The sequence below is a fragment of the Roseburia sp. OM02-15 genome (genome assembly GCF_003481835.1).
Classification (GTDB): domain Bacteria; phylum Bacillota; class Clostridia; order Lachnospirales; family Lachnospiraceae; genus Eubacterium_I; species Eubacterium_I ramulus_A.
Window position 1 is genome coordinate 35,827 of the sequence record NZ_QULX01000007.1, and the last position, 26,499, is coordinate 62,325.

Consider the following 26,499-nt stretch of genomic DNA (forward strand, 5'->3'; position numbering starts at 1 on the left):
AAAATAAAAAGAAGTTGTAAAAAATGATTTAACAATACACAGCAGGAGGAAAAATCAATGCAGTCTTATCAGGAAATGAGCAGAGAGGAATTATTAAAAGAAAAAGAGAGCCTGGAACAGCAGTACAAAGAAATCTGCAAAAAAGGCTTGAAGCTGGATATGTCCAGAGGAAAACCATCCAAAGAGCAGCTTGAGCTGTCCATGCCGATGATGGACGTTCTGACCAGCAAGACTCCGTTAGTCAGCAGAGCCGGTACAGATATCCGTAACTACGGTGTGATTGATGGTATCACAGAGGGACAGGAATTCATCGCAAGCTTAGTTGGACTTGGCCCGGAAGCATATGACAATGTCATTGTTTACGGAAATGCAAGTCTGAACATCATGTATGACTGCATTGCACGTTCCATGCTTTTTGGTGTAAACGGAAGCACACCATGGTGCAAACTTGATAAAGTAAAATGGCTCTGCCCGGTTCCGGGATATGACCGTCATTTTGCCATCACAGAGTGCTTTGGCATCGAGATGATTAACGTACCACTTTACGAAGATGGCCCGGATATGGATATGGTAGAAAAATTAGTCAGCGAAGATGACAGTATCAAAGGTATCTGGTGTGTACCGAAATACTCCAATCCGATGGGAACATCCTATTCTGATGAGACCGTCCGCAGACTGGCCCACTTAAAACCGGCAGCAGAAGACTTCCGTATTTACTGGGATAATGCTTACTGCGTACATGATCTGTATGAAGATAAAGCAGATCAGATCCTTGAGATCCTTGGCGAGTGTGAGAAAGCCGGAAATCCGAACCTTCCGATCGAGTTCTGCTCCACATCCAAGATCACATTCTCAGGCGCAGGTGTATCCGGACTGATCACAAGTCTTGAGAACAAAGCAGACATCCTGAAACGTCTGACCATTCAGACTATCGGATTTGACAAGATCAACCAGCTTCGCCACGTAAAATTTTTAAAAGATATTGATGGCGTAAAAGCACATATGGCAAAACATGCAGCAATCATCCGTCCGAAATTTGAGATGATCCTGGATCGTTTTGAGGAAGAACTGAAAGGTCTTGGCGCAGGAAGCTGGATTCGTCCGAATGGTGGATATTTCATCACCTTCAAGGCAAATGAAGGATGTGCAAAGAACATCGTTGCAAAAGCAAAAGAGGCTGGTGTTGTACTGACAGGTGCAGGCGCACCATACCCATACAAAAAGGATCCGAAGGATTCCGTGATCCGTATCGCTCCGACACTTCCACCAATGGAAGAACTGAAAGAGGCATGCGAGGTATTTATCGTTTGTGCAAAACTTGCAAGTGTGGAAAAACTGTTAGAGGCATAATGCATTGTAATTGTTAATAAGATAAAAGTTGAAACAGACATTCTGAGTTCGAAAGAAACGGGATGTCTGTTTTGAGATTAATTTGTAAATTTGTGGTGTAAATAAAATTTGAATAAAGGATGGAAAGCAGATAAAGACGAATAGTTACTGTAGAAGGAGAATGAAAAAATATGAAGATTTGGTTAGATGATATACGCCCTGCGCCGGAAGGCTATGTATGGTGTAAAAGTGTAAATAGCGCGAAAAGCGTCATTGAATCGGCAAAGGAACCGATTTTGCTGATTGATTGTGATCATGATCTGGGAGATTATGCTTATGATGGCGGAGATGGGATAAAACTGTTGGATTGGTTAGTGGAAAATAGTCTTTTTTATCCAATAAAGCTTCATACTATGAATCCGGTTGGGAGAGAGAATATGTTGCGGATGATTCGTAGATATTGGGGATGATACGAGAATTCCCTGTACAAAATGAAAATCAAATAAATCCACACTCCAGTGATGCAGAAAAACACTAGTCGCACACAAAAAGTTATGATATACTTACCAAAGACACATAAAAACAGAAAAAAACATTTGAAAACAAAAGCAACAAAAAATTCAGATGCTTGATAAGGAGGACATAAAATGTTAGAAGCAGGAGTCAAAGGGGAACAGAGCGTAGAAGTTGTATATGAGAATACAGCAACAGCAGTAGGAAGCGGTGTACTGGAAGTATTCGGAACACCATGCATGCTTGCATTAATGGAAAAAACAGCAAGCGAGAGCGTAGCTCCATATCTGGAAGAAGGCTGTGGCAGCGTTGGTACACAGGTAAATATCAGCCATGTAGCGGCTACTCCAATCGGAATGACTGTTCGTTGCGAGACAGAGCTTACCGAAGTAGACGGACGTCGTCTTGTATTCAAAGTAGCAGCTTATGATGAGGCAGGTCTGATCGGTGAAGGAACACATGAGCGTTTCGTTGTACAGAATGAGAAATTCCAGACAAAAGCAAACAACAAGCTTTCAAAATAATTTTATATCCGAAATAGCGAGATTAAAAACTCCTTTTGTGATAAGTGGTCACAGAAGGAGTTTTCGATTTCGCTTTATATATGTTATAATCGTACATAGCATAAAAACAGTAGCATCCCACAGGAAAGGACTGGTTTCCGAATGGAACAGACAAAGACGAAAGAAAAAAACAGAGAAATAGATATGCTAAATGGAAAAATTGCCGGAAAGCTGATCATGTTTGCCCTGCCGCTTGCTTTTAGCACGATCCTGCAGCAGTTATTCAATTCCGCAGACGTGGCAGTTGTCGGCAGATTTGCCGGAAGCAGTGCACTTGCAGCAGTTGGAAGCAGTGTCGCTCTGGTCGGAATATTTGTAAATCTGATCACAGGACTTTCCGTGGGACCGAATGCAGCTTTGGCAAATCTGATCGGTCAGAACAAACGGGAACAGATCAGTGCTATGCTGCATACGATTCTGACGTTTGGTCTGATTCTTGGCATCGGTCTGATGTGCCTTGGATTTATCATTGCAAAGCCGGTTCTTGTGGTGTCAGGAACGCCGGACAGCGTCATGGATCAGGCGATGCTGTATATCCGTATTTATCTTTTGAGTATTCCATTTATGCTGCTTTACAATTTTGGTGCGGCGGCTCTGCGAAGCTACGGAGACAGCAAACGTCCGATGTACTATCTTTTACTGGCAGGTGTGGTAAACGTTGTACTGAATCTTCTTTTGGTAGTAGGCGTTCATTTGGGCGTGGAAGGTGTTGCCATCGGTACGCTGGCATCTAATGTACTGAGTGCGTCACTGGTTTTGCTCTGCCTGTATCGGAGAGAGGATGAATTTCAGTTCCGATTTGGAAAAATGCAGATTCGAAAAGATTTTTTGCGTCGTGTTCTGGTAATCGGAGTTCCGGCGGGAATTCAGGGAGCCATTTTTTCTGTGTCAAACATATTTATCCAGAGTGGCATTAATTCCTTTGGGGAGGATGCCATTGCCGGTGCTTCGGTCGGATTGAATTTTGAATATTTTACCTATGCCATTGCATGTGCCTTTGCACAGGGCGCGGTAACTTTTACCAGTCAGAATTATGGAGCTGGCAATCTGAAACGATGCAAGAAAATTTTTTGCTTAAGTATGCTGTTTGGAATCGGATTTACCGAGATTTTAAGTGTGATTTTTATTGCAGGCGGCAATACATTTGTACATATTTATACTGCCAGTGACGCGGTAGCCATGTATGCACTGATCCGCATGCAGCATGTATGCTCTCTGGAAGGTCTGACCGCGACTTACGAAGTGGAGAGTGCAGCATTGCGTGGCATGGGAAAATCACTGGAGCCGGCAATCATTACTATTCTTGGAACGGTTGTATTTCGAATGATCTGGATGGTAACTGTGTTTAAACGGGTTCCGACGTATAACATGCTGATGAATGTTTATGTTGCTTCATGGGTAGTTACCGGTGGTCTGATTTTTATCATATATATGCAGCATATGAAAAAAGAAGAGAAACGGAAGAACAATCTTGTTAGGGCTGTTCTTTTAAAGTAGGAATTGTTCCTGAAATCATATGACGTTTCATCATAGCGGTGATCTGTTGTGGTGAAATGTCATCTTTACGGGAAAACCACCAGCGAACTGTCACAAGAAAATTGTTGACCAGAAGTTTTGCATACCAGTCAGCAAACTGTTTTTTCCCCGGTGAGATCGTTGGATGATTCTGAATTTCAGTTTCTACCTTGCGTGCACCGGCATTCATCATTTCATCAAAGACATTTCGACCGAGCAGCTGTTGCTTCCACAGAATTTCCAACTCACGTTTCTGAGTGCAAAGGTGAGCCAGACAATCCTGAAGCGCGCGGGTATGTTCGGCATCACTGACATCCATATGCAGAAAATCTACTTCCATATGATCTGCAAAATCCTGAACAATATGGTCGACCACTTCATCCCGCAACTCATATTTATCAGAGAAATAGCGGTAAAAGGTAGAACGGTTGATCAATGCCTGTTCTGATATTTTTCCAATCGTAATCTGAGAAAAATCTTCTTTTTCCATACAGTCAAAAAATGTGCGTATGATCAGTGATTTCATGCGGTCTGCGCGGTGGTCCATAGTGCTCTTTTCTCCTTTTTATGAACGATAAATGATTCATCTTATGAAATAAAAAATATCTCAGAAAATTATAATAGAAAAATGTGACAGATATTATTTATTCTTATTATAAAATCTGATTCGATTGTAGCACGTTTTTCTGTACTTATACAAGGACAATGCAACAAATATAATAAAAATATTGCAAAATGAAACAGCATGAAAAAAGCTGATGTTTGAATAAACAGGGTAATTTCTGTTACAGTTTCAGTAACAAAAAAGAAGGATGAGGTAAGAGATTATGGCAGAAAAAAATCCGTATTTTCCACATTTATTTGAGCCGTTAAAAGTTGGTTCAAAAATCGTTAAAAACCGTATTGAGGCAGCTCCAGCATTATTTGCATTTGATCATTATATCGAGCTGGATCCGGATCCGTTTGGTTACACCACCCCGGTACCGGAGCGTGCATTTCGGATGCTGGAAGCGAAGGCAAAAGGCGGTGCAGGAATCGTCTGTCTGGGTGAGTTAAGCCCGAACCATGAGTATGACAAACGTTTCCCGTTTGAACCATACCTTGATTATACATCCAGATCCGATAAAAAATTCAACATCATTAAAGAAACCGCAGAGATGATCAAAAGCTATGGCGCACTGGCCATCGGTGAGCTGATTTCCTGTGGTGAGATCAAAACAAATATCGGAGACGGCATCAATCCAAAAGGACCATCTGAGAAAGATCTTCCGGATGGAACTCATGTAGATGCATTTACAAAAGAAGAAATCTTAAGCTGTTATCAGGATTATGTAACTGCCTGTAAATGGTTTGAGGCAGCAGGTTGGGAAGGCGTTATGATCCATTGCGGACATGGTTGGCTTCCGGCACAGTTCCTTTCTCCGCAGTACAATAAACGTACCGATGAGTACGGCGGATCCTTTGAAAACAGAGCAAGATTTACTGTTGATCTGTTAAAAACTATTCGTGAGGCTATGGGACCTGATTTTGTGATTGAGATTCGTGTCAGCAGTTCTGAACATCTGTCGGGTGGCTTAGAGCTGGAAGATGCTGTAAAATACTGTAAACTTTGTGAGCCGTACATTGATATGATTCATGTATCCTGTGGTCATTATCTGAGTTCTTCCAGAAGCTGGGAGTTCACAACTGCATATGCTCCGCATGGACCGAATATCGAGCCGGCATCTGTGATCAAACAAAACGTGTCTATCCCGGTTGCAGCAGTTGGAGGTATTAACTCTCCGGAACAGGCAGAAGAAGCAATTGCAGCAGGCAAAATTGATATGGTATCCATGGGACGTCAGTTCTTTGCTGATCCGGCATTCCCGAATAAGGCAAAAGCTGGTCATGCAGATGAAATTCGTCGCTGTCTACGTTGCGGAAGATGTTATCCGGGTCCGTCCGGTGAACATGAGACAGAGATTTGGACTGTGAAGTTCCCACCACTGGATTCCTGTACGATCAACCCATACGACGTATGGCCGGCTTCTCATCATAAAGTTCTTCCGGAGCGTATGCCAAAACCGGAAGCAAGCCGTAAAGTACTGGTAGTAGGTGGCGGCTGCGGTGGTCTGCAGACAGCAATCACAGCAGCAGATAGAGGGCATCAGGTAATCCTGTGCGAGAAAGCAGGCGTGTTAGGCGGTCTGATTAACTTTACAGATCATACCGATCATAAAGTAGATATCAGAAACTTCAAAGATCTGCTGGTCCGTGATGTAGAGAAACGTCCGATCAAAGTAAGATTAAACTGTGAAGTAACACCGGAACTTATCAAAGAGATCGCTCCGGAAGCAGTTGTACTGGCAGTCGGATCTGATGATCTGATCCTTCCAATTGAGGGAATTGAAAATGCTGTCACAGCAATGGAGGTATATTACAACGATTTTGCTGGTCTTGGAAAAAGCACCATTGTACTCGGCGGTGGTCTGGTAGGTTGTGAGGCAGCAGCAGATTACATAGATCACGGTGTAGAGACAACCATCGTAGAGATGAAAGGTGCTTTGATGCCGGAGACAACCGGTTTGTACAGAACTGCTGTACATGACTTTATCGATAAAAACGGTGGTAAATACGAAGTAAATGCAAAAGTTATCAAAGTCGGCAAAGACTTTGTTGTAGCTGAGCAGAATGGAACAGAAATTACTATCAAAGCAGATTCTGTTGTCAATGCAATGGGACGCCGCGCACATGCGACAGAGGCACTTGAGGCGGCAATCAAAGAAGCTGGTATTCCGGTATGGAAGATCGGTGACTGTGTCCGTGCCCGTCAGATTGGTGATGCGGTAAGAGAAGGCTGGACCGCAGCAATGGAAATTATTTAAAAAGCTTGTTTTGTGGCAGAAAATTTGAGATTTTGAAAGGGACTGAGTTCATTTTGTCTTCGCGGCTAACAATCGCTCGCTAAGAAAAAATGAACTCAGTCCCTATTTACATACGTGGCAAAGGTAAAATGTTTAGCCACTTAAAGTCTACTTATAATGTCACGTTTATAATTTAAAAACGTTTCCGTCAGATAAAAATCATCCGGTCGCGGTTTCTTCTCACGAATCACGATCTCATCTTTAATCTCACCCGGTGTACCATTCAAGATGTAAATGCGGTCAGATAAAAGAATCGCTTCATCAATATCGTGCGTAATAAACAGCGTTGACAGATCAATGTGCGTCATAATATTCAGATACCACTTATGAATATTGGATTTTGTAATGGTATCCAGTGCGGAAAACGGTTCGTCCAGCAGCGCGACACCGTTGGATGACAGATATGTCCGCAGAAGCGCTGCACGCTGACGCATACCGCCGGAGAGCTGACTTGGATACTGATACTGTGTACCATCCAGACCAAAATCTGCAAACAGTGGATCTGCTTTCTGGCGTGCATCTGCTTTTTTCATGCCCTTTAAGACAAGGGGCAGCGATACATTATCAATAATTTTCTTATGAGGCAGCAGCAGATCTTTCTGAAGCATGTAGCTGATCTGTCCCGGAGTGGAAGTGATCTCTTTATCATTCAGATACACATGTCCTTCCTCCGGTGTAGTCAGGCCGGAAAGAATGTGAAACAATGTCGTCTTTCCGGAACCGCTGACACCAAGAAGGCATACCAGCTCACCCTGATTCAGTTCGATATTGATATCTTTGATGATCGTTCGCTGTCCATATATTTTTGTAATATGTTCTGCTTTTAATAATGCCATTTTTATTTCCTGTTTGAAATCTTAATTACCACCTAAGTAGTCGTTTGAAAATCCCTGTCCGGTCAGATCTTTGGAGGTAAGTCCGTTATCTGCCAGCCATTTGTAGAATGTATTCCAACGATCCTCATCGATGAATCCCCATTTCTGAGCATCTGCGATGTACTGCTCGGAAATATACTGCTGAGAAGCCTGAACCAGATCTTCAGATCCGCTTAAGGAACCCGTGTTGTCACCGGCGATCAGCATGTTTGCGGCATCTACCGGATTCTGGATGGCATATTCATAACCTTTCTGAGTTGCCTCAAGGAATTTTTTAGCAACATCCGGGCTGTTCTGTAAAAATTCATTGTTTGCGATGATAACCGGTGTGTAGTAATCAAATACCGGGTTTACATCTTTAAAGAAGAAGAAATCACAAGGTGTTTTCTCTACGTTTGCATTGATTCCGCCCCATCCGTAGAATACCCAGATAGCATCTGTCTGATGAGCAGCCAGAGCAGCCGGTTCATCTGTGATATCGTTCGGGATCAGATTTACTTTATCAAAATCACCACCGTCACCGTTGATAACAGTTTTTAAAGTAGCAAGTTCGATCGGGGACTCCCATGTAGAATAAGTTTTGCCTGTCATTCCTTTCGGAGTGTCGATACCGTCACCCTGACGGGAGAGGATACCGGAAGTGTTGTGCTGGAGAACAGCAGCAACCGCTGTGATACCAAGTGGATTATCGGAATCCAGAGATGCAGCCATAGTATCCTGCGCTTCAATGGCGAACTGAGCCTGACCGGAAGCACACATTAATGCAGCACCGTCCTCTGGTGGCTGAACGATCTGGACATCCAGACCTGCCTGCTCATAGTAACCAAGCTGCTGAGCAACGTATAAACCGGTATGGTTTGTATTCGGTGTCCAGTCCAGGCAGAATGTGATCTTTGTCAGATCTTTATCAGAGCTGGAAGTGTTCTCTGCGGCAGCAGAAGAGCTGTCGGAGGCATTTCCTTTTGCAGCGTTGTTGTCAGCATTTCCGCATGCAGCCATGGAAAATACCATAGCAGCTGCTAAAGATGCAGCAGCAAGTTTCTTTAAAAATTTGTTTTTCATACTTCTTTTCCCTCTTTTTCTGTTCTTATCCAAGGCATGGATAAGTTTCTGATAATGTTGACAGCGAGCATCAGCAGCAAACTGATGATCACGATAAAAATAATAACGGCAAACATTTTGTCGAATGCGTATGCCTTTTTGACACGGGTCATATAAACACCAAGTCCGTTGAATCCACCGAGCCATTCTGCAACAACAGCACCAACCACAGCGTAGGAAGCAGAAATCTTCAAACCGGAGAAAAACTGGTTCAAAGCGGATGGAAATTTTAAATGCCGGAAAATCTGAAATTTTGTCGCTCCCATGGCGCGCATCAGATTGACCGCATCCTGATCCACACTTTTATATCCGTCCAGCAGACCGACTGCGATCGGGAAAAATGTGGTGATGACAACCAATGCAATTTTTGGTGCCATGCCAAATCCCATCCAGAGCACCAGAACCGGCGCAATGGCAATGGTAGGAATCGTCTGTGTGATTACCATCAGCGGATAAAATGCCCGGTTGATGGTCAGAAAACGATCCATCAGTGTGGCACTGACAAAAGCCAGCAGGATACCGATGCAAAGACCGTAAAATGCCTCCTGCAGGGTGTATCTTGCATGCATCAGAATCAGCGGCATGTCTGAGATCAGCGCTTTTGCCACATTGACCGGTGACGGCAGCATATAAGCCGGAACCAGTCCGGATACACAGATCAGATACCATGCCAGCACGATCAGGCATAACGCGACGATTGCCGGAATCTTACTGGTGATGCTTTGTAACTTTTTTGTCAATGGTCAGTACATCTCCCTCTGGTTTAAAAGAAATTTTTACATAAGTATTCATAGCCGGGCAGCCTGCTTTTGCAGCAACGAGCTGGCAGTTTTTTACGATCTCCATCAGTTCGTCATAATCGCCTTCGATGGATGTCTCACACGGTCCTACATAATAGTTCAGACCTGTGGATTTGATGTAATCAATGACTTCGTCTACGATACGGATGACTTCGTCTTCATCTGTGACTGTCGGTAATACCTGAATAGCTACACTTGCGTTCATTATTTGTTCCTCCCTGAAAATAAAAGTGAAATTTAAGATCCATCTGTGAACCTTATTACATTAAGTAACCATAACTCCCATGCCATATCACATATTCGCAGCAGAAATGAGAGGCATTTTTGAACGCAGAATAAGCATTCCCCCACCCCATTTCAAGTGCGTAGAGCACTAAGCGGTGGGTAAGGGGGATACTTATGTCAGTGGGAGTTAAAAGCTCCCACTGACAGGTCGCAAAGCGACTGCGTTCATGAGCAAGTAGCGAAAACGGATTGCGAATGTCCGCTTTACTTGATTATGCAATACATGTGGTGCTGCACATTTTTACAATCAAAAAAGCACCAACCGGTTGGCAGATGCTTTAAGAATGTCTGATAGTTTTCTCTACTATTATATTCTGTAACACTTCCTACGATGGCATTGCCCAACAGGTATAAGGGTCTAAGGTTTGTCCTTACTCTCAGCGATATGCTCCCCTGGTTAATTATGAAACGGAAAATCCGTTTGTATGGCACTTTACGGGTAAGATGTTAACGCAGGAGAGTGGAATTGTCAAGGAAAAACAGCAAGAGAATGATATTGTGAAAAATCTCAAGGAGATGGAATTATGATATATGAATTCGCTTTTAAAAACTTTAGCTCCTATAAATCAATGGCAGACCTTCTATGTCTATTGAGGAACTGGAAAATACAGTTAAAATATCAACAATTGAGAATTCATATTTCATATATCGTTCAGTCAGAGGATTCTTTCTTTCAATCAGAAATTTATAAAAATATGTCTGGAGGGCATCCAACGGCTGTTGCATATAGTGGAATGGCAAATGCTTATGAAAGACTTTTAAACGAGTGTATAACTGAAAATCAAGATTATTTTTTTGATACATATATATATGATTGACGAGTGGCAAGGATTTGAAAATACACAGCTTTTAGATTTTAAAATAGCAGGTTTGGTGAAGAATTTCTTTACAATGTAAGAAAATGAATGCATAATGTTGAAGGTGAAAACAAAAAATTAGATGGGAGAATCTAAATAATGAAACGAGTACAGGAAATCGTACAAAGTATGTTTAGAATGCTAAATAGTGCCATTGCTGGTATATATGGTTTAATGATGATATTTATCGTGATATGTTGTATTTTCTTTGCGCACATACGTTATTGGACATTATCTTATAGTGAAAACTTTTTGCCTGCAATTGTATTATTAATATTTGGTGGAATCACAATATGTGGCATTGTGACAATTTGCAAAAGGGCAGATAGAGAATGTAAAATAAAACCTATAATTTTCTGGATAGTTGTTCCGGTAATGATATTTTTAATGCAGATATATTTTGTGTGGAATTATTATGTGTATACAGATTGGGATGTGGCTTCAGTAGTAGGACTTGCTGATAAAATTGCACATAATGAATCAACAGATATATATATTAATTATTTTTCGAGATATCCAAATAATTTATTTTTGGTATTTGTCTTTTCGAAGATAATGGAAATTGTTCATTTTTTGGGCGGTCATGCGCATGAATATTTTATGCTTTTGTGCGTACAATGTGCGTTTAATACATGTACAGGAGTACTTCTTGCAAAAATAATAAGTAAATTGTTTCATAATCGTGTTTTAACGATGGTGGGATATAGTATATACTTTTTTTTAATAGGCTTGTCACCTTGGGTTTCGATTCCATACTCTGATTCGATAGCATTAGTATTTCCGATTTTGATAATGTACATTTATGTCAATAGAGAAAAATTTAAGTGTTTTTCGTGGTTTGCGATTCCGTTTTTATCTTATATTGGATATAAAATTAAACCACAAACAATGATAGTCGCTATTGCAATTATGTTAATAACAATTTTAAATATAAAATTAAGCTGCATTGGAAGAGGATATTTAAAAAAAGTGGCAGCTCTTATCTTGGGATTCTTATTAGCATTAGGAATTTCAATAGCCGCAGTGAGAAGCCTGAATATACAGCTTGATGATGAAAAAGCTTTTGGAATAAAACATTTTTTTATGATGGGAATGAATACCCAGACAATGGGAGTATGGGCCGGGGACGATGTTTCTTATTCAGATTCATTTCAAACGGTGGAAGAACGTGATCAAGCAGATCTGCAGAAAGCATTTGAGCGTATTGAAAATATGGGTGCAGTGGGTTTCTCAAAACAAATGATAAGAAAAACGCTAACAAATTATAATGACGGAACTTTTTTCTGGGGTGGAGAAGGGGCGTTTTACATAAATGTTATGGAAAGAAATACAAAAATCAGTGGTTTCTTGAGAGGACTTTATTATAATAGAAATTATAGTTCTGTTGGAAAATATAATACAGTTTGGATAAATTTTGTCCAAATGATTTGGTTAACTTGTCTGGGATTAGGAATTCTGGGAGTATGCTATAAAAATCAAAAAGAAAGAAGTGTACTAATGCTTTCTGTTATAGGATTAACGATATTTGAATTACTTTTTGAGGCAAGATCCAGATATTTATATGCTTATGTTCCATTATACATATTGTTGGCAATATATGGAGTAGCACTTTTACTAAATAGAGCAGAGAAAAAGAAATGAGGTGTTTGAGTTGGATACAGTGTTGTGGATAGTGATACCATGCTATAATGAAGAAGACGTTTTGCCAATTACATCAGAATTGTTTTTGAAAGAGTTAAGCCTGTTGATTGAAAAAGAAAAAATTTCGAGCAAAAGCAGAATACTATTTATAAATGATGGAAGCAGAGATAAAACATGGGAAATTATAAAAAATCTGGCGGAAAAGGATGAACATTATATTGGTATTTGCCAAAGCAGGAATCGAGGACATCAAAATGCTGTATTGGCAGGTTTAATGGAAGCAAAAAAATATGCGGATATTACAATTTCTATTGATTGCGATGGACAGGACGATATTACTGCTATGGAAGCTATGATAAATGAATATCATAATGGATGTGAAATTGTATATGGTGTCAGAAGTAAACGAGATACAGATACTTTTTTTAAAAGAGTAACAGCAGAAGGCTTTTACAAGTTGCTGAATACTATGGGAGCAGAGGTTGTTTATAATCATGCAGATTATCGATTGGTTTCCCGAAAAGTGTTGGAAGCATTTTCAGAGTTTAAAGAAGTGAATCTGTTTTTGAGAGGCATGTTTCCGCTTGTGGGATTTAAAAGTACATCTGTTTATTACGAGCGGCAGGAACGTATGGCTAAATCTCATTATCCACTCAGAAAAATGCTTGCTTTGGCATTTGATGGTATAACAAGTCTGTCGGTTAAGCCTATCCAGATGATTACTAATTTCGGAATATTGGTGTCAATTATAGGATTTATAGGAGTTATATGGGCTGTTATTAGCTGGGCACTTGGAAATACGGTTTCGGGCTGGGCAAGTATGATATGTGTGATATGTTTTATTGGTGGTGTTCAATTATTATGTACAGGTGTGATTGGTCAGTACATTGGGAAAGTTTATATGGAAACAAAACATCGTCCACGTTATATCATAAGTGATCGAACGTATGAAAAGCAAAATATGGACGACAAATAGTATAATATTGATATGGCAATAAAAGTAGGACGGGAAGATAAAAATAAGTCTTCCCGTGAAATCTTTATAAAACTCAATGAGTGGATTCAAAAGATAAATAAAAAAGTTAACAATCTGGTACATAAAGTTTCAATGTTGACGTATTTAATATATTTGTGCCATCCAGCAGTTATGGATTTTAGTATAAGCTTTTTATGGAAATTTAAGAATACGCTATGTATGAGTACAGGAATTTTATTCTTTATATTTGTGGTTGTGAGTGTGTTTGTTATTTCCTCAACGGTAGCAGTTATATTTAAAATGATCGAAAAAATATTAACATATTTATTTAAGAAAAAATTTGAAGTGAGATAGTGAGTATGAATTGGTTATTCTTGTCTATATATGCTGTGGTTTATCATAATATGAGAGGAATAATTTAATGTGGATGGAAAAAGAAACATATTTTGAAAAAATCTATAATTAGAAAGATATGTTGCTAAATAGTAATCATAACGAATTGTTAATATATATGATGAATTTGACGTTTACTAAAAGTCAGTGTTATAATAAGAATAAAATTTATCTAAAAAGTATTAGATTAGTAGTATTATTATGAATACATGATGCTGTACCTCTAAATAAAACTTAGATGACAGGAAGAAGCCATCAAAAGATGTAAGTTTGAAGAAAGGAAAAGTATGTGTTTTAGCTTCTATAAACACAATACAATAAAAAAATGATTAATTTTACAGTTGGTCCGGTTCAGTCTAGTGAAAATGTAAGAAGTATTGGTGCACAGCAGGTGCCGTATTTTAGAACAGAAGAATTTTCAAAAATAATGTTAGAAAATGAAAAATATATGCTTAGATATGCAAAAGCTCCAGAAAAATCAAGAGCTGTATTTATGACTTGCTCAAGCACTGGATCAATGGAAGCGGTTGTGATGAATTGTTTTTCTGAATCAGATAAAGTGTTGGTAATCAATGGTGGAAGTTTTGGACATAGATTTGTTGAGTTATGTGAGATTCACAATATACCGTATGTAGCACTTGAATTGAAACATGGACAAAAATTAACCAAGGAACATTTGTATGAATATGATAATCAGGATTTCACAGGTATGTTGGTTAATGTTGATGAGACGTCTACAGGTGTCTTGTATGATACAGATATGTTAGGGGAGTTCTGTAAGAAAAATAATATGTTTTTTGTGTGTGATTGTGTATCTTCGTTTTTAGCAGATCACTTTGATATGGAAAAATGTGGTGCAGATGTTATGATTACAGGATCTCAGAAAGTACTTGCATGCCCGCCAGGAATATCAATTATTGTTTTGGCACCGAAGGGGTTAGAGCGGGTTGAAAAATCAGCAGCACGAACAATGTATTTTGATTTAAATAGTGCGTTAAAAAATCAAGATCGTGGACAAACACCTTTTACACCGGCAGTTGGAATTTTACTTCAAATTAATGAGCGGTTAAAAGAAATTGATAATCAAGGTGGCGCTGATGCAGAAGTGGCTCGAGTAGCTGCTCAAGCTGCAGATTTTAGAAGCAGAATAGAGGGAATGCCGTTTGAAATGGTATCTGAAAGTCCGGCAAATGGAGTGACGTCTTTACATTCTACAACAGCAAAGGCATATGATATTTTCCTGACACTTAAGGATGAATATCATATTTGGGTATGCCCAAATGGTGGTGAAATGAAAGATAAAGTTTTTAGAGTAGGACATATTGGCGCACTTACACATAAGGATAATGAAATATTAGTGGATGCATTAAAAGATATGCAAAAGAGAGGAATTATATAGAACAAATTTGGAGGGAAGTATGGTTAAAGTTATTACATATGGTACATATGATTTATTACATTATGGACATATCAGACTCTTGGAACGTGCAAAAGCACTTGGAGATTATCTTATAGTAGGTGTTACTGCAGATGATTTTGATAAGACAAGAGGAAAAATAAATGTACAGCAATCATTAATGGAAAGGGTCGAGGGAGTACGGGCTACCGGGATTGCAGATGAAATTATTATTGAGGAGTATGAAGGGCAGAAAATAGATGATATCCGTAGATATGATATAGATATTTTTACTGTAGGATCAGATTGGATTGGGACATTTGATTATCTAAAAGAATATTGTAAGGTAGTTTATCTTGATCGGACAGAGGGGGTTTCCAGTTCAGAAATTAGAGCTGAACGACGCAAAAATCGCATTCAAGTTGATGGATGTAATGGTGTATGTAAGAAATTCGTTAATGAAAGCGAATATATTAATGGAGTTGAAATTGTTTCTGAAGATGCTGATGCATATTATATTACTTCTAAACCAGGTTTGAGGTATGAAAATCTGAAAGAACTTTTACAAAGAGGAAAAAGTGTTATTTGTGAATCTCCGATTATTGATAATGCAGTAAAATGTCATGAATTGTTCGATATTGCAAAAAAAAATAATTGTATCCTTATGGATGGTATAAAGACGGCATATTCTACTGCATATAATCGTTTGCTATTATTGATAAAGAGTGGAAAAATTGGAGAGGTCCTTTCTGTGGATGCTACTTGTACAAGCTTAAAAGATATTCAGGATGAGGGTGATTTGGGTGATAAATGGAATAGTATTTCAGCATGGGGACCAACAGCTATGCTTCCGGTTTTTCAAATATTAGGTACTGAATATAAGGAAAAAAGAATAATTAGTAAGTTCGCGGACAAAGAGAACAATTTTGATGCTTATACAAAAATCGATTTTATTTATGAAGGAGCTACTGCGTCTGCGAAAGTTGCAAAAATGGCAAAGTCAGAAGGCGAATTAATTGTAACAGGAACAAAAGGATATATTTATGTTCCATCTCCTTGGTGGAAAACTGATTATTTTGAGATTAGATACGAAGATTTCGAAAATAATAAAAAGTATTTCTATCAATTAGATGGAGAGGGAATAAGAAATCAAATTGTTACATTTTCTAAATCTATTGAAAATAATAAAAATCTTAGTAATATCTCAGAAGATATATCGGTAGCGATAGTTCAAGTGATTGAAGATTTTTATGAAAGAAAAGATTTTGTTGAAATTTAAGGAGACACACATATGTCAGATGCAGTGAATCTATCAGGAGAGCAATTGAGAAAATTGCAGTTGGTAGAATTGGAAATGCTTCAGGAAGTTGATAGAATTTGCAGAAAAAATGATATTCAATATACACTTTATGCGGGCACATTGCTAGGGGCGGTCAGACATAAAGGTTTTATACCATGGGATGATGATGCGGATATAGCATTTTTACCAGAAGAATATGAAAAATTTTATCAGGCATGCAAAAAAGATTTAAATAAGGAGAAATTTTTCCTGCAGGATTATAGATCTGATGAGTACTATAGATGGGGATATGCAAAATTACGTAGAAATAATTCGTCTTTTATTAGGACAGGACAAGAACATATGAAATACCATTCAGGAATGTGCATAGATGTTTTTTCATTATATAGTGTTCCAGATAATAAGATAATGAGAAAATTGTATTATTTCATGTTTTTCTTAATAAAAAAGACATTATATTCAGAAGCTGGAAAGGTGAATGAAAAGAATGCAATGATAAGACTTGTATATAAAATCTTATCTAAAATTCCAAAAGGGTTTGTATTCTCAATAGCTCAAAAAATCATATGTAAGAAAAATACTGAAAATGTTGATTTAATGTATATTGCAAATTCTCCGCGATGCAAATATGGAATACCACGGAGATGTTTAGTTAATAGTGTTGATTTAGAATTTGAGGGGACAAAATTTATGTCTATGTCTGGTTATGATGAAGTATTGAAGATGGCATATGGAGATTATATGAAACTTCCACCAGAAAACCAGAGAGAAAGTCATAATCCGGCTTCTTGTATAAAATTCCCTGATGAGATGAAAAAACAGGGATAGGAGAGTGAAAATGAAGAAAATATTATTTTTAGGAGCTCCAGTATTTCAAATACCTATTATTGAAGATGCAAAAAAAATGGGGTTGTACGTTGGTGTTGTAGATATAGATTCAGATGCTCCTGCAAAACCATATGCTGATAAAGTATATGAGGCAAGTATTATTGATTATGAACAGATTTTAGAGATTGCAAAGGATTTTAAACCAGATGGCATTATTTGTGGTGCATGCGATACATCAGTTGTGACATGTGCGAAGGTTTGCGAAACGTTGGGATTGCCGGGAAATAGCGTAGAATCAGCTATTAAGTCTACAGATAAACTGGAGATGTTGAAAGCATTTGAAAAAAATGCAGTTCCTCATCCAAAATTTCAATTTGTGGACAAAACAGCAATAAAAGATTTTGAACTGGAGATTCCATATCCTGTTATAGCAAAACCAGTAGATAGTGCCGGTGGTCGTGGAATTAATTTTATAGAGAATGAAAAAGAATTGGTTGATAAAATTTGTGATTCCTCGAAAGAAGGGAAAAATGGTAATGTCCTTGTTGAAGAATATATGGAAGGGCCTGAAGTAAGTGTAGAGGTTATTGTATGTGATGGTGTACCACATGTTTTACAAATAACAGATAAAATAACATCTGGAGAACCATATTTTTACGAGATAGGACATTCTCAACCGTCGGATCTGGCTGATGATATTAAAAGTCAGATAACTAAAACTGCTGAGGCGGCATGTATGGCAGTAGGACTAGTAAATTCACCGGCACATGTTGAAATAAAAGTTACAGATGAGGGACCTAAACTTGTAGAACTTGGAGCAAGAATGGGTGGGGATTGTATTACAACATATTTGATTAATGCATCTATTTTAGGTGTAAGTATGTCAGAAGAAGCAATTCGCATTTCATTAGGAGAAAAAAGAAGTTTGGGAGAATATAGAGAAAGTGGAATATATTCTGCGGTGAAGTTTATACCATCTTGCACGGGAACTCTGAAAAAAGTAATTGTTGATCAAAATATGGATAAGGAAAATGTGTTGGATATCCATATAAGTGTTACCCAAGGAACAAATTATAGTGATGCGAGGGATGATACTGGTCGATTTGGATATGTGGTTGCAAAAGGAAGCAGTAGGCAGGAGGCATTAGAACGTTGTCAGAACATTATAGATGCTATAAAATTTGTCGTGGATAAGTAAAAGATTATTTTATGGGAGATTCGATAAAATGAAAAGTATTAGCTTACGTGGCGCTTTAGAAAATGATTTTGAAGTATATTATAAAATTCGTTCTAGCAAAGGTGATGTATATTGGAATGGATATCTTGATAAGCCGGATAAAGAAGAATTTCGAAAAATATATGAAACAAGAATGGCTACATCGCCATTTGATAAAGAAGAATGTCGACGTAATTATCTAATACAGCTCGGTAATAGTGAAGCGGAATCTGTAAGCATCGGTTTTGTACAGTTGATTAAACATGATAGTAATGTTGAAATTGGTTACACAATAGTAGATGAATATCAGGGCCTGGGATATGGAACCTGTGCGCTGAGATTGGGCATTGAAATAGCAAAAAAATTCAGTGATGAATTAGTTGTTCGAATTAGAGATGACAATATTCCATCTCAAAAAATTGCTTTGAAAAATGGTTTTGTACGAACAAAACACTATGAAAATAAAAAGTATGAAAATATGAAAACGGAAGTAAAGCTTAGAACTTATGTTTTGAAAAATGAAACAAGATGATGGAATTAAGTTGGTAAATGACTGCTTTTTATAGGCTGTCATGTGTTGGGGTTAACGTGCTGCTTTTTGCAGCACGTTTTTCATGCTAATTTTATTCCTTGTAAAAATAACGAAAAAGTGATAAAGTGAAACATATTAAATACTTGCAGAATGTACGAAATGGACTGTTGGTATTATAATGGAGGAAATTTATGAATTCAAAAAAAGAGTATAAGAAAGTTCAGGACAGCAGGATTGTAAGCGTGACGGAATTGCTTTTGGAACTTTTTAAACGAATTAAATTAATAATTTTAGCTGCGATCGTTTTTGCTGCTGCTTTAGGTGCATACAAATATATAAAGGATAAAAAATCCTCAGATATTACTCCTGCGGCGGTGTCGATAGAAGAGGCGGAAAAAAGTCTCACTGAGGAAGAATTGGAACAGGTAAGATTAGCAGAATATACACAGACATCTCTGGAAAAGAAACAGGAGTATGCAGAAAAATCTGTATTGATGCAGCTGGATCCATATAATGTCAGCACAGCGTCCATTCAATTTCTAATTGGAACAGAGAATAAAGAGCAGCTGGCGGATCTTAAATATGCATATTATATGTATGTAAATGAAGGACAGTTACTGGAAGATTTAAAAGCCAGCGGAGTAAAAGAAGAAACACAGTATCTGGATGAAATTATCAGTTATGAAGATGTTTCGGTATATAATGAAAGCAACACGACTGGCAATATGGTAACGACAAATACAGGCAGTACTTTTGGAGTGAAAGTAAAGTATACAGATCAGGAATCCTGTGAAAAACTTGTGGATAATATTATTTCCTGTATCTCAGATTATGCAAATATACTGAGTGGAAAAATGTATGTTCATACAGTAATAATGGTTAACTGCGCTTATTCCAATATGGTGGATTCTTCTGTTGCACAGAAACAGTCAGATTGTATGACAGCGATTACTACGTTGAAAGATCAGACAAAACAGTTAACAGAGCAGTTGAGTGCAACGCAGAAGATTGTTTTGCAAAAAGAAAGTCAGGAATCATCTTCTGATGCAGATAAATCAGCAGTTGTTACAAAAGTTTCTATAAGCAAAAAGTATATTGGGCTTGGCGGAGTGATTGGAATTATTCTTGCCGTTCTCTATATAATGATTGTATATTTGTTGCGTGGAACAATTAATTCAAGTAACGACATGAAATATTTATATAATAGCAGAGTGTTAGCTGAAATTCCGGTATCTGGAAAAAATGTTCTTTATAGAAAAGTGAGAAAGAAACTTTTAAAAGACAGTGCGTCAAACGACAGAGAATCAGCATTAAAGTTGCTGGTGTCAAATGTAAAATACGAATGTGCAAAAAATGATATTCACGAAATGATTTTGGCGTATGCATGTGAAGAGAAATATATGCAGACATGGGTTGGAGAAGCGGAACAGCAGTTACAGGCAGCTGGGATTAAACTTTGCAAAGTGTCAGGAGGTCTGGAACAGGCACAGGCGGTGGAAGAAATGAGCCGTTTGAAAGATATTGTTCTTGTAGAAAAGCTTTCCGGTGCCCGTTATGAAACCATAACCCGTGAAATGGAAATCTGTATGGAACATAATATGGAACTTATGGGTATCGTTACATTGAATTAGTGGGGATTACAATGACTGAAAGGAAGAGGGGTCTACTCAATGAAAAAAGATAATATAAAAGTATGCTTGGTTGGATCTTCAGGAGGTCACCTGACGCATTTATATATGTTAAAGCCATTTTGGAGTACCAGGGAACGTTTTTGGGTTACTTTTGATAAAGAAGATGCACGAAGTTTATTGAAAGATGAAAAAATGTATCCATGCTATTTCCCGACAAACAGAAGTTTGAAAGCATTGATCAAAAATACAAAAATTGCATGGAAGGTACTGAGAAAGGAACGACCGGATCTGATCATTTCATCAGGAGCAGCAGTATCTGTTCCGTTCTTTTATCTGGGAAAACTGTTCGGTGCAAAGTTGATCTATGTGGAAGTGTTTGACAGAATCGATAAACCGACAATGTCAGGTAAAATGGTATATCCGATTGCAGATAAATTTATTGTGCAATGGGAAGAACAGAAACAGGTATATAAGAAAGCAATCAATTTAGGAAGCATTTTTTAAAGGAAAAAACAATGATATTTGTTACAGTAGGAACTCACGAACAGCCTTTTGACCGTCTGGTAAAGGCAATTGATGAGTTAAAAAGGGATCAGCTGATCACTGATGATATATTTATTCAGACGGGGTATAGCACATATTTTCCAAAATATTGTGAATGGAGTAAGTTTGTACCGTATGCGGATATGGAGAAAAAGATGGCAGAAGCCAGAATCGTTATTACACATGGTGGTCCGGCAAGCTTTATTATGCCTTTGCAGATGGGAAAGACACCTGTGGTAGTGCCAAGACAGGCAGAATATGGAGAACACGTAAACAATCATCAGTTGGAATTTGTTGAGAATGTTTCAAAGCGTATGGGAACAATTATTCCGGTGTATGATATCGCCGATCTGCGGAATGCCGTATGCAACTATGATACGATTATTTCGACAATGACACAGGGCGCAAAAAGTCATAATGAAGAATTTAACCGGGAATTTGAAAAAATTGTAGATAATCTATTTCAATAGGATGTAAAGCAACGATGAAAACAAAAAAGAAAAAGGTATTGATAATCAGTACAGTTGGTTTAAAATATGAAGGAATTACCAGTGTGATTTTGGCAAATCTGGAAGCTATGAAGCGGGATGATCTTGAAATTTATCTGGCTGGAACGATAGAGGTACATCCGGAAATTGCGGAGAAGATTACTGGACTTGGATGTGAGATCATTGATCTCCCAAACAGAAGAACAGATACCACAGCATATTTTAAAGCGCTGATCAGAGTGATTCGAAGAAAGAAAATTGATGTAGTTCATGCACATGGTAACAGTGCTACTATGACAATTGAAATGGCGGCTGCTTTTTTTGGAGGATGCAGACGTCGAATCGCGCATTCACATAATACCTGTTGCGAACAGGTAAGGGCGGATAAGATGTTACGCCCTTTCTTTTATTTGTTGTGTAACAAACATCTGGCATGTGGTGAAGCGGCAGGAGAATGGCTTTTTGGAAACCGTCCGTTTACGATCATTGCAAATGGCCGAAATATTGAAAAATATAAATTTGATTCGGAGATACGAAGGTCGATAAGGGAAAAGTATCATTGGGAAAATAAGACGGTGATCGGACATGTCGGCGGTTTTTTGCCGCAGAAAAATCATGCATTTTTAATAGATATATTTCAGGCTGTTCATAAGAAACAGCCTGATACAGAGCTGGTTTTGTTTGGTGATGGACCATTGCGTGGAGAGACAGAACAGAAGGTTGAAAAGCTGGGATTAAAAGACTGCGTGAAATTTATGGGACTGTCAGATCAGGTGAATTGTTTCCTTCAGGCAATGGATGGTATGCTTCTTCCGTCTGTGTTTGAGGGACTTCCGCTTGTTGCTGTTGAGTGGCAGATCGCAGCACTTCCGTGTGTATTGTCGAATGAAGTTACAACAGACTGTGCTTTTTCTGATTTGGTGGAATTTTGCTCATTAGAAGAAAACCCGGATGTGTGGGCTGATATTTTGTTGAAGAAAATTGAAAATACAGACAGAAATGAAGAAGCTTTGAATGTGATAGCTGAGACAAAAAGAGCTGGGTTTGATATACGGGATAATGCAGAGTTGCTGCATGACATATACTGCGGAAAATAAGCAGTATATGTTTGCAGTAAGGAAGGAAGAACAATATGAAAAAGGTAATCATAGGATGCAAGAGTGTATTTACCTATATGAAATATAAAATATTATACGGAAGTCGTATACAAATGGCAAAAATCAATTCACTGAAAGGCAGGATTGAGATAGATCTGTTTTCAGATGCAAAATGCAGGATTGGTAATTTTTTGATGACGGCAGGACCTTTTTATATAAAGTGTACGGATAAGGCGGAGATTACAATAGGTGCTAACTGCTTTTTTAATCATAATTGCAGTCTGACGGCAGCAGAGAATATTGTGATAGGCAATCAGTGCATGTTTGCAAATAATTTTGTGGTGGTGGATCATGACCATGACAGAAAAGATGGAAAAATATTAAAAGAATTGGTGAGTGCACCTGTTAAAATCGGAAATAATGTATGGTGTGGTGCAAATGTAACTGTATTAAAAGGGGTTACGATCGGGGATGGTGCGGTCATAGCTGCCGGCTCTGTTGTAAACAGAGATGTAGCTGCTTATTCCGCTGTTGCAGGAGTTCCGGCACGAAAAATTAGTAAGTAAGGATTGATAATTGTATGACTGCAAAGGTACGTGAGATTAATATACATAATATAATCGGTTATTTTATCCTGATCCCATTTTTAAATCCAAGAGGATTTTATGATGTCGTTCCGTTTTATAAGCCATTCATGACGGCGTGGGTTTATCTGGCATTACTCCTGATTATATTTGAGATGTGTTTACAATATAGAGGAAATTTAATTCATATGGAAAAAAGGGCGGAGATTGCCATTTTTTCCTATTTTGCAGCTGTGATTTTGATTACATTGACAGCGCAGGGAGGATTACATGAGGGGTTACAGAATATGATAGCAACTCCTTTTTTGTGTGTATATGCCATTTTATGTCTGCGCAACGATCCAAAGCATTTTATAAAAATGATATCCAATATCCTGATTGTGTTGTTTTTGTTGAACCTGACAATATTCAACCCATATATTATGCAGTATAAGATCGCTGAATATCATATTATTTTTCTGGGACATATTCAGGTGGCAGCGCAGTTTGGGGTATTGGGAATTTTGTGTGGAGCATTGGCATTCAGGAGTAGAAAGAAAACGGCATTGTTGCTGGAACTTCTTTCTATTTTAACAATGTTGACCAGTAATGCTGCCAGTGCTATTTTAATTGTAGTCCTGCTTGTTGTGTTTATCGTTTTAGTAATCTTTAAAGTATATGGCATCTTTTGTAAAGGAATTCCAATTTATATCGTGCTATATACAATATTTAGTGCAATTCTGGTTATGGTGAATGTTCGCTTGCCAGGTTTTGTGATTTCAATGTTGAATTCGAGACAGAGTATTTGGGCAGTAGCACTTCAACATATAAAAGAAGCTCCAGTGATTGGCTATGGCGTTCAGGGAGTGACTTTGGAATTATACTGGGGCGGAAAATTTAACTATGCACATAGTCAATTTGCACAAAATCTGCTGGATGGCGGAATTGTATTGTCGATTCTGTTTTTTGTTATGTTTGTTGCAGTGGCATTTTGTGTCAGAAAGACAGAGAATAAGATTTTAAGAAGCATAGGAACTTTAACAATGATCGCATTTATGTGTGTTGCATTGTTTGACAGTGTTTCTTTTTACCCGTATTTTATGCTTACATTAATGATATTACTGTATTTGCCGGACATTTCAAAAATACAGAGCAGAACATGATTTTGTATACAGGTTGTGAATGAGGAGAACGAACATATGGCTTATAAAGTTTTAAATTTGTTATCAGATGGCGGTGTTGGTGGCATCGAGAATTTATGTAAATGTATTTCTGATATACGAACAGAGGAAAATTGTTTCTGCTGCTTGTTTGAGGAAGGTGTGATTTATGAGGAAATTAAAAAAAATGGGAATGCAGTTTCACTGGCATCATATGGAAGCAAGAAAATTACAATAAAAAGAATCAAAAAATTGATCGATGTGGCGAAAGGATATGATATCATAGTAGTACATCATAGTGCGCTTGCAATACAGCTTTATTATTCTTTATTAAAACGAATTTTTCCGAATAAAAAGTATATATTGGTTGGGCATAGTTGTTTCTCTGTAGAGGATTATTATAATTATAACTCAAAAATGAAAAATAGTGTTAGGGCATGGTTACAAAAACATGTTTTGAAAATTTCTGATAGGGTTATATTTGTATCAAAAGCAGGTGAAAAGTCATATAGAGAAGCTTTTGATCTTCCAGCTACTAAGTGTCGTGTTGTATACAATGGAGTAGTTTCGCAGACAGAATATCGAAAACCGATGCAAAGGGTGATGTCAAAGGATCATATATTCCAAATTGTATTTATTGGAAGATTGGAAAGAGTAAAAGGTGTTCATCTCTTGATTGAAGCAATGAAGGAACTTCAGACAAAATATCCGGTACAGCTTGAAGTTGTTGGATATGGAAATGAAGAAAAAAATTTGCAAAATATGTGTACAAGTTTTGACGTGGCTGAAATTGTGCATTTTGCAGGAATGCAGCGTGATATTGGTAGTTATTTAAAACAGGCAGATATTTTTGTATATCCTTCTATATGGGAAGAAGTATTTGGAATTTCATTGGTGGAAGCAATGTCATACGGAGTTCCTTGTGTGGCAAATCGAGTAGGAGGAATACCAGAGATTATTGATGAGAATAAGAATGGTGTATTAACAAAAGAAAAAAGTGGACATGCATTGGCCGATGCAATTGAAAGTTTAATACAAGATTACTATGCTGGAAAAGCTGATGAAATGGCAGAGTATTGTTATAAAACGGCACAGTTTTTTTCTATTGATCATACTGTAGAAGGTTTGGAATCCTGTTATAAGGAATTGTTAAGTAAGAAATAATATGGAGTTTAAGATGACAGAGACACAAAAAATACAGAAATTGATTTTATACATTGCAAATGAAGTGATTCGTATTTGTGATAAAAATAATATACCGTATAACATTACGGCAGGTACTTTGCTTGGAGCTGTTCGCCATAAAGGGTTTATTCCGTGGGATGATGACTTTGATTTTGCCATGACAAGAAATGATTATGAACGTTTCCTCAAAGCCTGCAAGAAAGATTTGAATACAGATATTTTTTTCCTGCAGACAGCAGAAACGGACAGGAATTTTGCTTATTCGATGGCGAAGCTACAGTTGCTCGGAACAGAGATCATAGAGGATTTTTCCATTGGTGTAGACATTCATCATGGAATTTTTGTAGACATTTTTCCTTATGACAAGCTTCCAGATGGAGAACTGAAAAGAAAAATTTTTTTGAAAAAAAATCATTTGTTAAAAACAATGCTCTGGATCAAATGCGGATATGGAGTAAAGGAGCATTCTGGACGGATAGGATATAAATTTCTTCATTTTCTGGGAAGATTTGTAACTATTGAAAAATTAAAGAAAAAAGTATATGTTCATATTACAAAGTATGATAATACGGACACAAATGATTGTTTTACCAGCGACTATCCGGATGAAAAAATGGAAGAAAAGTGGTTAGTAAACAGCGCAGAGTATCCATTTGAAGGTCATAACTATAAGGGATTCAGGGATTATGATGAATACTTGAGCTCGCTTTATGGCGATTATATGACACTGCCACCGGAAAATGAGCGTGAAACACATACAAATGCAAAAGTTGATTACGGCCAATATGATAAATGGTTTGAGGAGTAGT

Annotated in this window: 27 protein-coding genes; 22 read left to right on the forward strand and 5 right to left on the reverse strand. The window is 37.8% G+C overall.

Annotation, left to right across the window (positions count from 1 at the left end):
• The first annotated feature begins 57 nt into the window (after positions 1-57).
• From DXB15_RS08455 to DXB15_RS08470, 4 genes are all read left to right on the forward strand, one after another.
• Entirely contained in the window at positions 58-1,350 is a 1,293-nt protein-coding gene (locus DXB15_RS08455; RefSeq protein ID WP_118702671.1) for an aminotransferase class I/II-fold pyridoxal phosphate-dependent enzyme, read from the forward strand.
• A gap of 170 nt (positions 1,351-1,520) precedes the next feature.
• On the forward strand, positions 1,521-1,799 hold the full coding sequence (locus tag DXB15_RS08460; protein ID WP_109214790.1) for a cyclic-phosphate processing receiver domain-containing protein: 279 nt from the start codon (positions 1,521-1,523) through the stop codon (positions 1,797-1,799).
• Positions 1,800-1,976: 177 nt separating this feature from the next.
• Complete coding sequence (locus DXB15_RS08465; protein ID WP_109214789.1) at positions 1,977-2,366, forward strand: thioesterase family protein; 390 nt, start codon at positions 1,977-1,979, stop codon at positions 2,364-2,366.
• 141 nt (positions 2,367-2,507) lie between these two features.
• Entirely contained in the window at positions 2,508-3,902 is a 1,395-nt protein-coding gene (locus tag DXB15_RS08470) for an MATE family efflux transporter (protein WP_243115617.1), read from the forward strand.
• Here DXB15_RS08470 and DXB15_RS08475 read toward each other — a convergent pair.
• A complete protein-coding gene (locus DXB15_RS08475) occupies positions 3,880-4,467 on the reverse strand; it encodes a TetR/AcrR family transcriptional regulator (protein WP_118702672.1) in 588 nt (195 codons plus the stop codon). The two genes, DXB15_RS08470 and DXB15_RS08475, sit on opposite strands and share 23 nt — an antisense overlap.
• Positions 4,468-4,747: 280 nt before the next feature.
• On the opposite strand from DXB15_RS08475, the gene DXB15_RS08480 reads away from it, so the two are divergent.
• Positions 4,748-6,784: an oxidoreductase gene (locus DXB15_RS08480; RefSeq protein WP_118702673.1), complete on the forward strand. Its 2,037-nt coding sequence runs from the start codon at positions 4,748-4,750 to the stop codon at positions 6,782-6,784.
• A gap of 140 nt (positions 6,785-6,924) precedes the next feature.
• On the opposite strand, the gene DXB15_RS08485 is transcribed toward DXB15_RS08480, so the two are convergent.
• The 4 genes from DXB15_RS08485 to DXB15_RS08500 are packed head-to-tail and all read right to left on the reverse strand — an operon-like array spanning position 6,925 to position 9,804.
• The gene (locus tag DXB15_RS08485) at positions 6,925-7,659 is read right to left on the reverse strand and encodes an ABC transporter ATP-binding protein (protein ID WP_109214786.1); all 735 of its coding nucleotides are present in this window, start codon (positions 7,657-7,659) and stop codon (positions 6,925-6,927) included.
• A gap of 21 nt (positions 7,660-7,680) precedes the next feature.
• Positions 7,681-8,760, reverse strand: coding sequence for an ABC transporter substrate-binding protein (locus DXB15_RS08490; RefSeq protein ID WP_118702674.1), 1,080 nt, complete (start codon positions 8,758-8,760; stop codon positions 7,681-7,683).
• A complete protein-coding gene (locus DXB15_RS08495; RefSeq protein ID WP_177957286.1) occupies positions 8,757-9,539 on the reverse strand; it encodes an ABC transporter permease in 783 nt (260 codons plus the stop codon). Before DXB15_RS08495 ends, DXB15_RS08490 begins: the two co-directional genes overlap by 4 nt.
• The gene (locus DXB15_RS08500; RefSeq protein WP_118702675.1) at positions 9,508-9,804 is read right to left on the reverse strand and encodes a thiamine-binding protein; all 297 of its coding nucleotides are present in this window, start codon (positions 9,802-9,804) and stop codon (positions 9,508-9,510) included. Before DXB15_RS08500 ends, DXB15_RS08495 begins: the two co-directional genes overlap by 32 nt.
• 604 nt (positions 9,805-10,408) lie before the next feature.
• Between DXB15_RS08500 and DXB15_RS08505 the strand changes: the two genes are divergently transcribed.
• The 17 genes from DXB15_RS08505 to DXB15_RS08585 all read left to right on the forward strand — a co-directional run bounded on the left by DXB15_RS08505 (position 10,409) and on the right by DXB15_RS08585 (position 26,498).
• The gene (locus DXB15_RS08505) at positions 10,409-10,702 is read left to right on the forward strand and encodes a hypothetical protein (RefSeq protein ID WP_109214783.1); all 294 of its coding nucleotides are present in this window, start codon (positions 10,409-10,411) and stop codon (positions 10,700-10,702) included.
• A gap of 138 nt (positions 10,703-10,840) precedes the next feature.
• The gene (locus tag DXB15_RS08510; protein WP_118702676.1) at positions 10,841-12,382 is read left to right on the forward strand and encodes a hypothetical protein; all 1,542 of its coding nucleotides are present in this window, start codon (positions 10,841-10,843) and stop codon (positions 12,380-12,382) included.
• A 10-nt stretch (positions 12,383-12,392) separates the two neighbouring features.
• A complete protein-coding gene (locus DXB15_RS08515; RefSeq protein ID WP_118702677.1) occupies positions 12,393-13,358 on the forward strand; it encodes a glycosyltransferase family 2 protein in 966 nt (321 codons plus the stop codon).
• Positions 13,359-13,370: 12 nt separating this feature from the next.
• On the forward strand, positions 13,371-13,712 hold the full coding sequence (locus DXB15_RS08520) for a hypothetical protein (RefSeq protein ID WP_118702678.1): 342 nt from the start codon (positions 13,371-13,373) through the stop codon (positions 13,710-13,712).
• 364 nt (positions 13,713-14,076) lie between these two features.
• Entirely contained in the window at positions 14,077-15,150 is a 1,074-nt protein-coding gene (locus tag DXB15_RS08525) for a pyridoxal-phosphate-dependent aminotransferase family protein (protein WP_118702679.1), read from the forward strand.
• Between the two features lie 19 nt (positions 15,151-15,169).
• Positions 15,170-16,426: an adenylyltransferase/cytidyltransferase family protein gene (locus tag DXB15_RS08530; protein ID WP_118702680.1), complete on the forward strand. Its 1,257-nt coding sequence runs from the start codon at positions 15,170-15,172 to the stop codon at positions 16,424-16,426.
• Between the two features lie 12 nt (positions 16,427-16,438).
• Positions 16,439-17,275 carry a LicD family protein gene (locus DXB15_RS08535; protein WP_118702681.1) on the forward strand — a complete coding sequence of 279 codons (837 nt, stop codon included), beginning with the start codon at positions 16,439-16,441 and terminating at the stop codon, positions 17,273-17,275.
• A 10-nt stretch (positions 17,276-17,285) separates the two neighbouring features.
• Positions 17,286-18,473 carry an ATP-grasp domain-containing protein gene (locus DXB15_RS08540; RefSeq protein ID WP_118702682.1) on the forward strand — a complete coding sequence of 396 codons (1,188 nt, stop codon included), beginning with the start codon at positions 17,286-17,288 and terminating at the stop codon, positions 18,471-18,473.
• A gap of 28 nt (positions 18,474-18,501) precedes the next feature.
• On the forward strand, positions 18,502-19,023 hold the full coding sequence (locus DXB15_RS08545; RefSeq protein WP_118702683.1) for a GNAT family N-acetyltransferase: 522 nt from the start codon (positions 18,502-18,504) through the stop codon (positions 19,021-19,023).
• A gap of 191 nt (positions 19,024-19,214) precedes the next feature.
• Positions 19,215-20,654: a hypothetical protein gene (locus DXB15_RS08550; RefSeq protein ID WP_118702684.1), complete on the forward strand. Its 1,440-nt coding sequence runs from the start codon at positions 19,215-19,217 to the stop codon at positions 20,652-20,654.
• Positions 20,655-20,693: 39 nt separating this feature from the next.
• The gene (gene pssD / locus DXB15_RS08555; protein WP_109214779.1) at positions 20,694-21,158 is read left to right on the forward strand and encodes a PssD/Cps14F family polysaccharide biosynthesis glycosyltransferase; all 465 of its coding nucleotides are present in this window, start codon (positions 20,694-20,696) and stop codon (positions 21,156-21,158) included.
• A gap of 11 nt (positions 21,159-21,169) precedes the next feature.
• The gene (locus DXB15_RS08560; protein WP_118702685.1) at positions 21,170-21,667 is read left to right on the forward strand and encodes a glycosyltransferase; all 498 of its coding nucleotides are present in this window, start codon (positions 21,170-21,172) and stop codon (positions 21,665-21,667) included.
• Between the two features lie 14 nt (positions 21,668-21,681).
• Positions 21,682-22,782, forward strand: coding sequence for a glycosyltransferase family 1 protein (locus DXB15_RS08565; RefSeq protein ID WP_118702686.1), 1,101 nt, complete (start codon positions 21,682-21,684; stop codon positions 22,780-22,782).
• 113 nt (positions 22,783-22,895) lie between these two features.
• Positions 22,896-23,348: an acyltransferase gene (locus tag DXB15_RS17480; protein WP_158582224.1), complete on the forward strand. Its 453-nt coding sequence runs from the start codon at positions 22,896-22,898 to the stop codon at positions 23,346-23,348.
• Positions 23,349-23,362: 14 nt separating this feature from the next.
• On the forward strand, positions 23,363-24,508 hold the full coding sequence (locus DXB15_RS08575; protein ID WP_118702688.1) for an O-antigen ligase family protein: 1,146 nt from the start codon (positions 23,363-23,365) through the stop codon (positions 24,506-24,508).
• 36 nt (positions 24,509-24,544) lie between these two features.
• Complete coding sequence (locus DXB15_RS08580) at positions 24,545-25,669, forward strand: glycosyltransferase family 4 protein (RefSeq protein WP_118702689.1); 1,125 nt, start codon at positions 24,545-24,547, stop codon at positions 25,667-25,669.
• 13 nt (positions 25,670-25,682) lie between these two features.
• A complete protein-coding gene (locus DXB15_RS08585) occupies positions 25,683-26,498 on the forward strand; it encodes a LicD family protein (RefSeq protein ID WP_158582225.1) in 816 nt (271 codons plus the stop codon).
• The last annotated feature ends 1 nt before the right edge of the window (position 26,499 follow it).

Bases quoted from the DNA above. Each gene is read 5' to 3' on its own strand.
- DXB15_RS08530 (WP_118702680.1), top strand. From the start codon at position 15,170: ATGGTTAAAGTTATTACATATGGTACATATGATTTATTACATTATGGA.
- DXB15_RS08505 (WP_109214783.1), top strand. From the start codon at position 10,409: ATGATATATGAATTCGCTTTTAAAAACTTTAGCTCCTATAAATCAATG.
- DXB15_RS08485 (WP_109214786.1), bottom strand. From the start codon at position 7,659: ATGGCATTATTAAAAGCAGAACATATTACAAAAATATATGGACAGCGA.
- DXB15_RS08465 (WP_109214789.1), top strand. From the start codon at position 1,977: ATGTTAGAAGCAGGAGTCAAAGGGGAACAGAGCGTAGAAGTTGTATAT.
- DXB15_RS08510 (WP_118702676.1), top strand. From the start codon at position 10,841: ATGAAACGAGTACAGGAAATCGTACAAAGTATGTTTAGAATGCTAAAT.
- DXB15_RS08520 (WP_118702678.1), top strand. From the start codon at position 13,371: ATGGCAATAAAAGTAGGACGGGAAGATAAAAATAAGTCTTCCCGTGAA.
- DXB15_RS08525 (WP_118702679.1), top strand. From the start codon at position 14,077: ATGATTAATTTTACAGTTGGTCCGGTTCAGTCTAGTGAAAATGTAAGA.
- DXB15_RS08460 (WP_109214790.1), top strand. From the start codon at position 1,521: ATGAAGATTTGGTTAGATGATATACGCCCTGCGCCGGAAGGCTATGTA.
- DXB15_RS08540 (WP_118702682.1), top strand. From the start codon at position 17,286: ATGAAGAAAATATTATTTTTAGGAGCTCCAGTATTTCAAATACCTATT.
- DXB15_RS08560 (WP_118702685.1), top strand. From the start codon at position 21,170: ATGATATTTGTTACAGTAGGAACTCACGAACAGCCTTTTGACCGTCTG.
- DXB15_RS08490 (WP_118702674.1), bottom strand. From the start codon at position 8,760: ATGAAAAACAAATTTTTAAAGAAACTTGCTGCTGCATCTTTAGCAGCT.
- DXB15_RS08455 (WP_118702671.1), top strand. From the start codon at position 58: ATGCAGTCTTATCAGGAAATGAGCAGAGAGGAATTATTAAAAGAAAAA.
- DXB15_RS08500 (WP_118702675.1), bottom strand. From the start codon at position 9,804: ATGAACGCAAGTGTAGCTATTCAGGTATTACCGACAGTCACAGATGAA.
- DXB15_RS08535 (WP_118702681.1), top strand. From the start codon at position 16,439: ATGTCAGATGCAGTGAATCTATCAGGAGAGCAATTGAGAAAATTGCAG.
- pssD (WP_109214779.1), top strand. From the start codon at position 20,694: ATGAAAAAAGATAATATAAAAGTATGCTTGGTTGGATCTTCAGGAGGT.
- DXB15_RS08475 (WP_118702672.1), bottom strand. From the start codon at position 4,467: ATGGACCACCGCGCAGACCGCATGAAATCACTGATCATACGCACATTT.
- DXB15_RS08585 (WP_158582225.1), top strand. From the start codon at position 25,683: ATGACAGAGACACAAAAAATACAGAAATTGATTTTATACATTGCAAAT.
- DXB15_RS08575 (WP_118702688.1), top strand. From the start codon at position 23,363: ATGACTGCAAAGGTACGTGAGATTAATATACATAATATAATCGGTTAT.
- DXB15_RS08580 (WP_118702689.1), top strand. From the start codon at position 24,545: ATGGCTTATAAAGTTTTAAATTTGTTATCAGATGGCGGTGTTGGTGGC.
- DXB15_RS08470 (WP_243115617.1), top strand. From the start codon at position 2,508: ATGGAACAGACAAAGACGAAAGAAAAAAACAGAGAAATAGATATGCTA.
- DXB15_RS08480 (WP_118702673.1), top strand. From the start codon at position 4,748: ATGGCAGAAAAAAATCCGTATTTTCCACATTTATTTGAGCCGTTAAAA.
- DXB15_RS08550 (WP_118702684.1), top strand. From the start codon at position 19,215: ATGAATTCAAAAAAAGAGTATAAGAAAGTTCAGGACAGCAGGATTGTA.
- DXB15_RS08565 (WP_118702686.1), top strand. From the start codon at position 21,682: ATGAAAACAAAAAAGAAAAAGGTATTGATAATCAGTACAGTTGGTTTA.
- DXB15_RS17480 (WP_158582224.1), top strand. From the start codon at position 22,896: ATGGCAAAAATCAATTCACTGAAAGGCAGGATTGAGATAGATCTGTTT.
- DXB15_RS08545 (WP_118702683.1), top strand. From the start codon at position 18,502: ATGAAAAGTATTAGCTTACGTGGCGCTTTAGAAAATGATTTTGAAGTA.